9 protein-coding genes are annotated in these 13,820 nt (G+C 39.3%); 7 read left to right on the top strand and 2 right to left on the bottom strand.

The genetic code is table 11. From position 1 onward, the window contains the following. Positions 1–202: 202 nt before the first annotated feature. The 7 genes from OQ279_RS12960 to OQ279_RS12930 are packed head-to-tail and all read left to right on the top strand — an operon-like array spanning position 203 to position 11,877. Positions 203–1,549 carry a sugar porter family MFS transporter gene (locus OQ279_RS12960; protein ID WP_266070372.1) on the top strand — a complete coding sequence of 449 codons (1,347 nt, stop codon included), beginning with the start codon at positions 203–205 and terminating at the stop codon, positions 1,547–1,549. Positions 1,550–1,552: 3 nt separating this feature from the next. Then, positions 1,553–3,154, top strand: coding sequence for a glycoside hydrolase family 32 protein (locus OQ279_RS12955; RefSeq protein WP_266070371.1), 1,602 nt, complete (start codon positions 1,553–1,555; stop codon positions 3,152–3,154). Between the two features lie 10 nt (positions 3,155–3,164). Next, positions 3,165–6,263: a SusC/RagA family TonB-linked outer membrane protein gene (locus OQ279_RS12950; protein WP_266070370.1), complete on the top strand. Its 3,099-nt coding sequence runs from the start codon at positions 3,165–3,167 to the stop codon at positions 6,261–6,263. Positions 6,264–6,282: 19 nt separating this feature from the next. Then, on the top strand, positions 6,283–7,977 hold the full coding sequence (locus OQ279_RS12945) for a RagB/SusD family nutrient uptake outer membrane protein (RefSeq protein ID WP_266070369.1): 1,695 nt from the start codon (positions 6,283–6,285) through the stop codon (positions 7,975–7,977). Positions 7,978–7,989: 12 nt separating this feature from the next. After that, positions 7,990–9,402, top strand: a complete 1,413-nt coding sequence (locus OQ279_RS12940) for a DUF4960 domain-containing protein (protein ID WP_266070368.1) — start codon at positions 7,990–7,992, stop codon at positions 9,400–9,402. Positions 9,403–9,416: 14 nt separating this feature from the next. Further along, complete coding sequence (locus tag OQ279_RS12935) at positions 9,417–10,931, top strand: glycoside hydrolase family 32 protein (RefSeq protein ID WP_266070367.1); 1,515 nt, start codon at positions 9,417–9,419, stop codon at positions 10,929–10,931. 31 nt (positions 10,932–10,962) lie between these two features. Next, positions 10,963–11,877 carry a carbohydrate kinase family protein gene (locus tag OQ279_RS12930; RefSeq protein WP_266070366.1) on the top strand — a complete coding sequence of 305 codons (915 nt, stop codon included), beginning with the start codon at positions 10,963–10,965 and terminating at the stop codon, positions 11,875–11,877. A 444-nt stretch (positions 11,878–12,321) separates the two neighbouring features. Here OQ279_RS12930 and OQ279_RS17960 read toward each other — a convergent pair whose 3' ends face one another. Further along, a complete protein-coding gene (locus OQ279_RS17960) occupies positions 12,322–12,636 on the bottom strand; it encodes a transposase (protein WP_370866530.1) in 315 nt (104 codons plus the stop codon). 287 nt (positions 12,637–12,923) lie between these two features. Then, positions 12,924–13,820 (bottom strand): C-type lectin-like domain-containing protein (locus OQ279_RS12925; RefSeq protein WP_503167758.1); only part of this gene is annotated, 897 nt, incomplete at its 5' end.

Below are 13,820 nucleotides of genomic sequence, written 5' to 3'. Positions count from 1 at the left end.
TGATGTTACATTATTAAACTTGAGGTATCATTTTTAAAACTATAACGTTATAGCTAAAATAATTAATTGACGTAAATTACTGTTAAACAAGGTATTGTGTATTTTTAAATCCGACTTAACAAAATTATAACGATTTAGGTGATTCCTAAATTTCTTCAGGTTCCTTTCCATTTATCTTAGTTGCTGATTAAAAAATGTGGAAATGAACAAAATTTTAGCTTGGTCAATAACTGCTGCATTGGCAGGATTTTTATTCGGATTTGATACAGTTGTTATTTCAGGAGCTGACAAATCTCTTCAGGCTGCCTGGGGTACTTCTGATGCCTTCCATGGCTCAGTCGTGATGGCGATGGCCCTGTGGGGAACAGTAATAGGAGCCATTTTTGGTGGCGTTCCAACAAATAAGTTTGGTAGAAAAAATACTTTGTTATTTATAGGATTGTTATACATAATCTCTGCTCTTGGTTCTGCACTTGCCAATGATCCTGTTTCTTTTGCCGTTTTCAGATTTATTGGAGGACTTGGGGTAGGAGCTTCTACTATTGCAGCACCTACTTATGTGTCAGAGATCGCTCCACAAAAATATCGCGGGCGTCTTGTGTCTCTTTATCAATTTAATATCGTTCTGGGTATTCTGGTCGCTTTTTTATCTAATTACTTATTAAGAAATACGGGAGAAGAACCCTGGAGGTGGATGATGGGCGTGGAGGCCATACCTGCATTCATTTATACTGCATTTGTATTTTTTATCCCCAGGAGTCCGAGGTGGCTCATATCCAAGGCAAGAGAAGGAGAGGCCCGTAAGATATTAAGTTTGATACAGCCAGATGGGGATGTAGAAAAAAAGATGATTGAAATAAAGAAACAATCAGAGTCAAACTTAACGGGGGAACACATTTTTATGAAAAAGTACAGATTCCCTCTAATTCTTGCTTTCCTTGTAGCTTTCTTCAATCAACTCTCGGGTATAAATGCCTTTCTATATTATGCACCACGTATTTTTGAAGCAGCCGGTTTAGGGGAAAGTACTGCATTGCTCAGCAGTATCGGAATTGGAGTGGTAAACCTGCTTTTTACGATCCTTGGAGTGGTACTTATCGATAAGCTGGGCCGAAAATTGTTAATGTATATTGGTTCCATAGGTTATATTATTTCCCTATCTCTTGTGGCAGCATCTTTTTTCCTGAATTGGGGAGGTTTAACTGTTCCCATTTTCCTGTTCATGTTCATTGCGGCTCATGCAATAGGACAAGGAGCGGTAATTTGGGTTTTCATTTCTGAAATCTTCCCTAATCATCTACGCGCTTCAGGACAGGCTTTTGGATCTTCCACTCACTGGTTATTAGCAGCAATCATTCCCTCATTGATCCCATTTTTGTTCTCGACCATAGGTCCAGCTTACGTATTTGCGTTTTTCGCATTTATGATGGTGCTTCAACTCTTGTTTGTCATTTTCATGATGCCAGAAACTAAAGGAAAGTCTCTCGAAGAATTAAGTGAAGAATTATCCATTAGAAAAACCCCAAATAAAAAACAACAAACTATCTAAAATATGAAAAAGTATATCCTAATATTACAAATTTCTGTCCTCGCGAGTATTGGTTTGTCTTCTTGCCAGGATAAAGGTAAAGAAGGAGCAGCCACACAAGAAGAAGTGGCACCGGCACAAAGTGAAGAAGAAGTCGCATACAGACCAATTTTTCATTTTACACCGGATTCAGGATGGATGAATGATCCCAACGGAATGTTCTATTTAGATGGAACATATCATTTATTTTTTCAGCATAATCCCGATGATAATGTCTGGGGGGCTATGCACTGGGGTCATGCCACAAGTACCGATCTTATTACCTGGGAAGAACAGCCCATTGCTCTTGAACCGGATAAACATGGAACAATTTTCTCAGGAAGTGCAGTTGTTGACCATAACAACACTTCAGGTCTTGGTGAAGGGGACATTCCCCCGGTTATAGCAATTTTTACTTATCATGATGCTGAAGCCGCCGATGCAGGAAGAGATGATTTCCAGACTCAAGGTATAGCATATAGTCTAGACAAAGGAAAAACCTGGATCAAATATGATCAGAATCCAGTGCTTGGAAATCCAGGCATTAGGGATTTTAGAGATCCCAAAGTAGAATGGTTTGAAGAAGAGCAAAAATGGATTATGTCATTAGCTGTTCAAGACCATATTAGTTTTTACTCCTCACTGAATCTTCTTGAGTGGGAACACGAAAGCGATTTCGGACAAAACCTTGGGGGGCATGGAGGTGTTTGGGAGTGTCCTGATCTATTTAAAATGACAGTGGAAGAGACAGGTGAAGAGAAATGGGTACTACTTGTTAGTATAAATCCAGGCGGGCCTAATGGAGGTTCGGCAACACAATATTTTATTGGAGATTTTGATGGAACAACTTTCACTCCGCATGAATCTATTGCAGAGATTGGGGAAGAACATGACTATTGGATAGATTTCGGGAAAGATAACTACGCTGGGGTTACCTGGTCAAATATTCCGGAATCTGATGGCCGTCGTTTATTTATTGGTTGGATGTCTAACTGGGAATATGCTAATGAAGTTCCTACCGAGCAATGGCGTAGCTCTATGACCATTCCCAGGACTCTAAAATTAAATAAGGAAGGAAGTACCTATAGAATCCTTTCTTCTCCGGTACAAGAACTGAAGCAATATTATTCTACAGGTGTTGACCAAAAAGAAATAGTAGTTCAGGATAGTACCATACTTGCGGGTGAAGATATAAATCTATCAAAAGCTGTTCTAAGTTTTGATATTTCCAACCTTCAGGAGCAACGGTATGAATTCACGCTTGGGAATAGTGAAGGAGATCAATTAATTTTTGGATACTCTGGAATAGAAAAAGAATTTTTTCTAAACAGGGGGAATTCAGGTCTAACCGAATTTAAGGATGTCTTTGGTAAGGAGGTCTCGACTGCACCAAGATTATCCAATGCGGAATCTCTGAACGTTAAAATAGTTCTGGATAAAACTTCAATTGAGATCTTTTATGATAATGGAAAGACAGTAATGACCGAAATTTTCTTTCCCAATGAACTTTTCCAAACAATTACTGCGGATGGAGAGCAGAATTTTACAATAGAAAATTTTCAGATCAATCAACTAAATTTCAATTAATACAACTCCTATGAATAGTAAATTCTTAATATTATTTCTCCTACCCATTTCTATGTGGGCGCAGGGAATAGAAATATCGGGAACCGTAATTTCCGAAGATGATCAAATGCCTCTACCGGGAGTTTCCATTCAGGTAGAAGGGACAAATGAAGGTGTAGTAACAGATTTTGACGGAAATTATACCATTACAAATGTTGATCCTCAAGCCACATTGTTATATAGTTATTTAGGTTTTAGAACTGAAAGAATAGCTGTAAATAATCAAACAGAAATTAATGTATCTCTTACCATGGATGCTCAACAGTTGGATGATGTGGTGGTAACGGGCTATACATCTCAAAGAAGGACTGATATTACCGGAGCCATTTCGGTGGTAGACATGGAGGAAATCAATAAACAACCGGAACCTAATCCGGTTAGAGCTTTACAGGGACGGCTTCCTGGGGTTCAAATTACTTCAGATGGTTCTCCAAGTGGCTCTAATACTCAGGTTGTGATTCGTGGAGTTGGGACTCTAAATAATACAGATCCTCTATATGTTATTGATGGAGTACCAACCAAGGCTGGAATGCATGAATTGAACCCAAATGACATTGAGTCAATTCAAGTATTAAAAGATGCTTCTTCTGCCAGTATATATGGATCAAGAGCTTCTAATGGGGTAATTATAGTTACAACTAAAAAAGGAAGAGAAGGAAGAATGCAGATTAATCTTAATTCTTATGTATCGGCCTCTACTTATGCCAATAGACAGGAAGTGCTCAATGCAGAACAATATGGGAGAGTCCTTTGGCAGGCACAAATAAATGACGGAATTGATCCTAATTCTAACAATTTGCGATACCAGTTCGATTGGGGCTACAATGATATTGGCGAAGCTGTTCTCAACAATATTATAGTTCCGGAATATCTGGATGATGAACAAACTTTATATTCTGCAGATACAGACTGGTTTGATGAGATCTCTCAAACAGGTTTTGCCCAATCTTATGATTTGTCAGTTTCGAATGGAACAGAAAAGGGGAATTATCTTTTTTCTCTTGGATATTATGAGAATGAAGGCATCGTAAAGACCACAGAATTTAACAGGATTTCGGCAAGGATGAACAGTAGCTATAAATTGTTTAAAGATAGGCTGGAAATAGGGGAAAACTTTACCTTCAATAAAACTCATGAAGTTCAAAATCCTGGTGTTCTAGACCTGGCATTAAAAGCATCTCCTATTATTCCTGTTCGCACGGTAGATGGAGAAGGTTGGGGTGGACCCGTTGGTGGAATGAACGACAGGCAAAATCCTGTACGTTTACTTGAGTACAATAAAGACAATGGATATGAATATCATCGGGTGTTTGGAAATGCTTACGCTGACCTGGAGCTTATTGAAAATCTTCATTTAAGGACAAATCTTGGAATTGACTACAGTAATTTTTATCGCCGTTCTCTTCAAAGAAGTTATAAATCAGGTTATCTGCAAAACAATGAAACAGCAGTAAATATTGAGGACTGGAGAAGTTTGAAATGGACCTGGACTAACACAGCTACTTACGAGGTAAAAATTCAGAATCACGAATTAAGTTTGCTCGCTGGTACAGAAATGTTTAGAGATGACTATAAGAACATTAATCTAAGGAGGGAAGGTTTTGTTCTTGAAACACCGGATTATATGTATCCTGATGCAGGAAGTGGTGAAGCCTATAATGGAGGTTCTGCTACTTCTTACAGCCTGCTCTCTTTCTTTGGGAAACTGGACTACACTTTCGATCGGAAATATTTATTCTCAGCTACCATACGACGAGATGGCTCATCAAGATTTGGAGAAAATAATCGCTTTGGAACTTTTCCGGCCTTTTCTGCTGGATGGCGTATAAGTGAGGAAAATTTTATACACAATAATTATTCATTTTTTTCCGATCTAAAACTACGGCTTGGATGGGGGCAAACTGGAAATCAGGAAATTGATAACAACGCTATCTATTCTTTATATGTATCGGATTATGCTGGAGGTGATCCTACCTGGGGAACCTCATATGGAACAGCGTACGATCTCTCTGGAAGTGGATCAGGTTTATTGCCTTCAGGGTTTAGAGGAATACAGATTGGAAATGATGACCTGAAATGGGAAACTACTACTCAAACTAATATCGGGCTTGATTTTGGATTTTTCGGATATAAATTATTTGGAAATCTTGACTATTACTTTAAGGAAACTGAAGATATTCTGGTATTACCTCCATACCTGGGAACAATAGGTGAAGGAGGAAACAGATGGGTAAACGGGGCTTCCATGGAGAATGAAGGTTGGGAATTCGCACTAACTTACCGCGATGAAACTGAAGGAGATTTCAGCTATGAGATTTCAGCCAATATTTCCACTAACCGAAATGAAATAACTTATCTGCCAGAAGAGGTGCAGAACAGCTATGGTGGTGATGGAGGTGAGGACAATATTCTTGGGAGACCGATTAATTCTATGTATGGGTATGTTACAGACGGTCTGTTCACGACCGAAGAAGAGGTAATGAATGCTGCTGAACAAGAAGGGAAAGGCCTTGGTAGACTCCGCTACAAAGATTTAGATGGGGACGGAATTATTACCGATGATGACCGCACATGGATTGGAATACCACATCCAGATTTTAGTTATGGCTTTAACATCACACTGGGATATAAAAATTTTGATTTTACCTCTTTCTGGCAAGGAGTTGGAAATGTTGATGTAATTAATAGTCGCAAATTCCAAACAGATTTTTGGAGCGTTGATGACGTTGGGTCCAATAAGGGAGCCCGACTTCTTGACGCCTGGTCTCCCGAAAATATAAACTCAACCATACCAGCTCTAACAACAATCGACAGAAACGCAGAATCTCGGTTTTCTACCTATTATGTGGAGAATGGACGATACTTGAAATTGAGAAACCTTCAGGTGGGTTATAGCCTATCGGAAGCGGTTCTGGAAAGGATGAATTTCACGAATGCTAGGTTCTATGTAAGCGGTCAGAACCTCCTAATGATAACTTCTTCAGATTTTACTGGAGTAGATCCTGAAAATGCAGGATGGGGTTATCCCCAACCACTTACAGTAACTCTTGGATTGAACCTATCTCTCTAAAAACATTAAACTCTTTATTATGAACAAAATAAAATATTTACTCGGCATAGTTCTTTTAACTATTTCCGCTGCATGTTCAGATTTTCTGGAGGAAGATCCTTATGCGGTACTATCTGAAGAACAATTGGCAACTCCTGAAAACGTTGATGGATTTGTGACAGCAGCTTATGCAGCATTGGGTAATGATCACTATGACATTCCCTTTAGTCTTTGGCCCTATGGAAATGTCCGCTCTGATGATGCTTACAAAGGAGGGAGTGGCACAAATGACATCCAGGTTTTTCACTTCTTTGAAGTATCAGAGAATATAAGACCCGATTTTGGTGAACTGGATGCTTTCTGGTACAACAGTTTTATTGCTATTTCAAGAGTAAACAAAGCATTGGCTGCCTTGAACCAAATCGACGAAGCTGATTTTCCTAAGAAGGAAACCAGAATCGCAGAAATGAGATTTTTGAGAGGACACTTTTATTTCATGTTGAAGATCATGTACAAATATGTTCCATACGTAACAGAAGATATTCCTGTGGAGGAGTATGGGAATATTTCGAATCGTGCTTTAAGTAATGATGAACTATGGAACGCTATTGCGAGTGACTTCGAAGCAGCAGCCGAAAATCTCCCCCTTTCACAACCTGAAGTCGGAAGAGCAGATGAAACAGCAGCATATGCATACCTGGCGAAAACACGGCTCTATCAGGCTTACCAACAAGATGAGAATCACAATGTCGTCAATGTTAACCCCGAAAGATTACAGCAAGTTTTAGATGCAACAGCTCACGTAATTGGGAAACATCAACTTGAAGAGGATTTTGCTTATAATTTTCTGCCCGGGAGTTTTGAAAACGGGCCGGAAGCAGTATTTTCAATCCAATTTTCAGACAATGATGGGACACTACACGGAAGGTTGAATTTTTCAGATGTATTGGCAACCCCTCAGGGAATTGGATGTTGTGACTTCCATAAACCAAGTCAAAACCTGGTAAATGCGTATAAAGTTAACGAAGAAGGCTTACCTCTATTTACAAATTACAACGAATCAAATATTGATTTCAATAATCTGGAAAATTATAGTGTAGATCCCCGGTTATATCATACTGTAGCAATTCCTGGTCTGCCCTGGAAATATGATGAAGAGGATATCTATCAGGAAAATTGGGTAAGATCCCCAAGTACCTACGGATATACTGCTTCTTTAAAGGAGAATGTGACTGCAGATTCGGAGTATCTCGTTAACATAGATCCTTTCTATGGAAACTCGAAAAATAGAATCGAGATTCGTTATGCAGACGTGTTGTTGATGCGAGCAGAGGCTTTAATCGAATTTGGACGACACAATGAAGCGCTTCCTTTAATAAATGAAGTACGGGAAAGGGCAGATCAAAGTACTACCTTAATATCGGCTTACGCCAATAATGCTGGGGTAAGTCCTTATATAGACGGCGAAAACATCAACTGGACCCAAGATGTAGCCCGTGAGGCATTGCGCTGGGAACGCAGGTTAGAACTTGCAATGGAGGGAAATCGCTTCTTTGATCTTGTAAGATGGGGTATTGCAGGAGAAACTCTTAACAAATATTACGATGAAGAAGCCGAGGAAATCACCTATTACGAGGGCGCTTCATTTGATGAAGGTCGGGAAGAATATTTACCCATTCCACAGGCTCAGATAAACTTCAGTCAGGATGTATATGTACAAAATACAGGCTACTAAAACATTATAATTATGATCAACTTTAATAATTTAAAAGATATTGTCTTAATAGTTGTTTTTCTGGGGACTTTTATTTCATGTTCCTATGACCGCGATATCGAACCTGTAGCAGCGCCGGTAATATCTTCAGTCGACAACCTACAGGTAGAACTGGTGGGGGATACTGCCGTTGTTAGGTGGGATAATCCTTCCTACGAAGGTAACCTTACAACAAGAATTAATCACAACAAAGGGATTGAAAACATTAATGCTCCCGTCCATATATTTAAATACGGAATCATAGATGTTAATACAGATTACTTCTTCACCGTCAAGCTTCAGGATGACCAAGGAAATTACTCTTTAGGAGAAACAGTGATCCTGCATCGGGAAGGACCTCAGGCTGTAACCAACTTCAGAGGAGTCCAGGAAGGAACAAATATAAACTTAAGTTGGACCTTGCCTGAGGAAACCATATCAGGTATTCGATTAAGAGTTGATTCGGAAGAAATAAGCCTCCCGGCAGATGCCACTTCCTATACTTTTAATAATGAGACTTACAGCACTTATAAATTTCAAATTAACGCCATGGATGAAGAAGGCAATCCATCACCTTCAAAATACTTAAACTTCACTGTGGGAGCAACTAAAATTGGCTATTTGGGGACTGCACCAAATGTTGGGTCTATCAGCGATGATGACGTGATTGCTTCTGCAAACTGGCTTTTTGAAAATTATCCTGATGCTGAATATGTTCAATTTTCAGATATTGAAGAAGGGCTTGACCTGAGTGAGTTTAGGGTGCTTTGGTGGCATTATGATAATGACAGCAATAATCCAGCACTTCCCGCAGAAGCCACGAGTGAGAAAGTTGTTTCTGCTATTGCAGAATTCCATAGAAAAGGAGGTGCTCTACTCTTGAATACCCATGCAGTGCAGTATCTCTGGACCATCGGTCGTATGACCCCCAATTTCGGAACAGCTATAGGTGCCGGGGGAGGATTTGACAATCCGGATACCTGGGGGGTTAATGTCAATATTGGGCGGGCTCACGATAAAAGTTCACATCCCATCTTTGAAGGACTGAATGCCAACAATGTTGATGGTCGCAAAATAATCCCACTTATTGGCCCTGGGTGGAAAGAAGATCATAATTATGTATTTGTAGATCTTCCGGCTTATTATGGCTATGGGAATGCTGATGAAGCTGCCTATACAACCATAAGTGAAGAAAATCAAATAAATATACTTGGCACCTGGGATGGTATTGCAGATTATTTTATGATGGGAATTTTTGAAACCTTACCAAATGACGAATTTAATGGTACCGCAATAGGAATTGGGATTGGATCCTTCGAGTGGAACCAAAATAATGGGAAAAATAACTTTCAGGAAAATATCGAAGCTATTACTAAAAATGCGCTGGATTATTTAAAAGTGCAATAAATCAAAAGAAGGATATGTTCAGTAAAAATAAATATTTACTTATTGTGCTTTCATTAATCATTTTGGGCTGTACTAAGGAAGATGAAGAAAATGAGCCTTCAGTGATTAAAGTGGGAGATAATAATTTTAGACCTGCCTACCACTTCACGCCGGAAAAGAATTGGATGAATGATCCAAATGGAATGGTGTACTACAAAGGTGAATATCATTTGTTTTTTCAATACAATCCAGATGACAATGTTTGGGGGCCAATGCATTGGGGGCATGCAGTGAGTGAGGATCTGGTAAACTGGGAGGAGCTTCCGGTGGCTCTGTATCCTGATGATTTGGGAAACATATTTTCCGGCAGTGCGATTGTTGATACTCACAACACTGCCGGATTCAAAACGGGAGATGAAGATGTATTGGCAGCAATATTTACACATCATAATCCAGAGACTAATGAACAATATCAGAGTCTGGCATATAGCAATGATAAGGGGCGTAGCTGGCAAAAGTATGAGGGGAATCCTGTTTTAACCAATGAGGATAAAACCGATTTTAGAGATCCAAAAGTAATCTGGCACGAAGAAAAGCAACAATGGATAATGGTGGTCGCCGCAGGACAGGAAATCATTTTTTATTCCTCCCCGAATCTTAAGGAGTGGGAGTATCTTCAAAGTTTTGGTCATGGTCATGGGGCGCATGGAGGAGTTTGGGAATGTCCGGATCTTTTTACTGTTCGAAATGAAAATGGAGAAGAGCGATGGGCACTGCTGGTTAGCATTAATCCAGGAGCACCTAATGGAGGTTCAGGAACTCAATATTTTCTTGGTTCTTTTGATGGGGAAACTTTTGAGACAAGTCAGACAGAAACTAAATGGCTAGATTACGGTACCGATAATTATGCTGGCGTGACCTGGAGTAATGAACCGAATGGGAGAAATTTATTTATTGGATGGATGAGCAATTGGGCTTACGCACAAAATGTACCTACAACAGCTTGGAGAAGTGCCATGACCTTGCCCAGAACGCTTGAATTATCTAATAACGGTGATCTGCTTCTAAGTAAACCTGCTGAAGAGATGAGCTCAGTTTTAGCTTCTAATAGTGTTGAATATACTACTAACGGTGTAGATATTAAAAATGATCCAGTTCTAAAAACCGGGACTTTTCAAATCAATACAACACTAGATTTGTCCAAAGACAAATCTATAGAGCTCTTCTGGGGAAATGAAACGAGTGGAGTATCATTGCAGTATGATAAAACTACATCAGAATTTGTAATAAACAGAAATGATGCTGGTTATAGTTTTAACAATCTGAATAATAACAATTTATTCATTCCATACGTATTACCGGAGAGCAATGAATTAGAATTAGAAATTTGGGTAGATAAATCTTCAGTGGAGATTTTCGTAAATGGAGGAGAGCGTGTTATTACTTTTTTAATATTTCCTAATACCCCGTTTGGGGACCTTCAAATACACTCTGATTCTGAAGCAGAATTTATACAATCGCTTTACATCCAACCTATAGTGAATAAATAGAGTTGAAAAATTAGAATTAACAAGCTTAAATATGACAAAAATTAGAGCAGTCTGTTTCGGTGAAATACTATACGATGTCTTTCCCGATGAGGAGAGAATTGGCGGCGCTCCATTAAATGTTGCGGCAAGGTTGAGCAGCCTGGGGGTAAATACCCGGATGATAAGTAGAGTAGGAACCGATAAAAAAGGGGAACAAATAATCACATTTTTGGAAGAGCAAGGAGTGGATACTACCAATGTCCTCAGAGATCCTCAGTACCCGACCGGAGTGGTGAATGTGCGCCTTTCCAAAAGCGGATCGGCCACCTATGAAATCGCCTATCCGGCCGCCTGGGATAAGATCCAGGTAAAGCGGGAGAATCAACAGGCCGTAGAGGAGGCCGATATATTTATTTTCGGAAGCTTGGTATGCCGGGATGAGGTAAGCAGAAACAGCCTGTTTGAGTTGCTCCCAACAGCAAAATATAAGGTCTTGGATTTTAATCTTAGGCCTCCACACTATACAAGAGAACTTTTATGTTATCTCATCAATAAAGCCGATTTTATTAAGTTTAATGATGACGAATTATTTGAAATAGCAGAAATCCTTGGCTCCCCCTACCACTCCTTAGAGCAAAACCTCAGGTTTATAGCCGAAAGATCTGCTGCCAAAACTATTTGTGTTACAAAAGGCAGACATGGAGCAGTTTTATTAAAAGATGAGAAGCTTTACTACAACAGCGGATTCAAAATAAAGGTAGAAGACACTGTTGGTGCTGGTGATTCCTTTTTAGCAAGTCTCCTCGCTAAGCTTTTTGAAGGTGAAGCTGTGCAAGTTGCATTGGATTATGCCTGTGCGGTAGGCGCCTTGGTTGCAGGAGAAAAAGGAGCAAATCCAAAGTTGGAGCCCAATAAAGTCAAAGAGTTCATTTATGCACCAGGTTTTGAGATGAAATACAAGAGTTAAAAGAAAAAAACACGATCCGTAATGTGTGTAAATTCTAAGTAAAGGGGGGTGACTTTCATTTAAAGCTAAACCCTTCCTTCGTATCTAATCAAAAACTGATTGAGGACGATTACCCAGTTTCTTATTGGTACTGGCCCTTTTTGGTTGCTTTGCGTAGAGCCATAATACCTATTTCATTACAGCATCATCCGTTGGGAAGGACAATTCTCTTTTGACTATCTCTTTTAAGGGCGACAGCCATTTACTGTCTTATTGATTATTTTGGAGTTCTCTCCCACTTAATTAATGATTCCGGCCATCCAGATGATCAAATAAATAGGCACTAAAGTGCGGTTTGCCAGACAACAATATCATTACTGATCCGTTCTATAATTCGGGAAATGGTAGATGTAGAGATATTACATCCATAAATCTCAGAAATTTACTTCTGGATATCACCATTGGTCATTCCTTTGGCGTACAGCGATTCATTGACATTTTTGATACCGTCAATAATGTGTTCTGACGTTTGGGACCGATCACGGGATTAAAGGATCCGTACTCGTCCTGGCGAACTTTTATAATATCTTCCCCATAAGAACTGCGAACCTTCTTTTGAGTAAAGCCATTCCTGGTATTTCCTGATCCAATCTTCTGGTTCCTTTCGTAATTCAGAAGGCCATCTGGTTTACCTTTATGTATTTTCTCGAATCCTCGTTTTTGAATTTGCTGGAGAAAACTGCTGAGTTCTTCTACTGAAAATTGAAATTTGAATGCCAGATAGTAATTGATAATAAATTTGCTTTGGTTTTATATTATTTTAAAGTTCTAGTGGATTTGACTCTCACAATTAAAATACAGATGAAGAACTTCCTAAAATATTAATTGTTATATCTGAAAATCAGCATCTGTTTTTTTACGTTATTTTCACTTAGGGAAAATGCATGTTTTAGCTAAACTTTTTTTCGATGCTTAATATTAGTGAAATCCCTATTTCAAACTTATTGCGTCCAAAGAGGAATCTAACCTTTCTTTCAAAGCAGCCATGTCATCACTGATTTTTCTATCTAAAATTTTTGCATAGTGCTGAGTTGTCTGGAGTTTTTTGCTTCAGCCTCTGTTTGATTTGCGTAAAGTGAACTTCCTAAAGCTGAATTAATTTGTGTATAACTATCAGAACCTCCCAGCCAGCCATCATCGGATAGTTTGGTCGTAATGAATTCATTTTCTGAAGCTGAGGTAACAGTGGCAAGATATCCCTGCAAACCATTTAAGGTTTTTGTTGCGGCATCTGCCCTGGCCTGTTCCCAGGTGAAAGCACCACTTACATATTCGTAATAATGATCATTATCGGAATTAGATACTCCTCCTCCAATGTTAAAAACTACTTCCCTTTCAAGAACGTTGCTACTACTGGTGCGAAACTGGATATTCTGAAAAATGCTCTGTAGTTCCTGGGAAGTCATAGTTCCCGAAAGGGTAAGAACTCCGGTTGAAGCACTATAGTTGCTGGTCACCCCTGAAGGCAAAGTAAAACCAGTAGCCAACCTCAACTCATCACCTGTATGGAAGTTTTCATTGATAGAAACAGTTGCACCATCGACATTGTCAGACAGGTGAATTAGTAGATTACTATCAACTACCGTGTAATTTCCCGGTGAAGAAACTACCGTATTACCCTCACTGGGCTCTACAAGAGCATCGGGGTTTTCAATTGTAATTTGGGCATTTTTGGTAACCTCATTCCCTGCACCATCTTTTGCTGTGATGGACACTTGTTGAGATCCAACATCTGTACAATCGAAGGTAAAATTAGCTGGTGTGATAGTATAGCTACAATTATCGTTTACTGTAGAAATAAATTCTGTCGCAGGAACCGTTAGCCCATCTATACTGGTAAGTTTACGGGTTATATTTTGGAGGCTAAGAGTTGGTAGTTCATTGTCTACAACTGTCACTATGGC

Origin of the sequence: Salinimicrobium profundisediminis (assembly GCF_026241755.1) — a bacterium.
Lineage (GTDB): Bacteria > Bacteroidota > Bacteroidia > Flavobacteriales > Flavobacteriaceae > Salinimicrobium > Salinimicrobium profundisediminis.
Note: the sequence above shows the minus strand (reverse complement) of the source record. Positions and strands in the feature narration are given on the sequence as shown.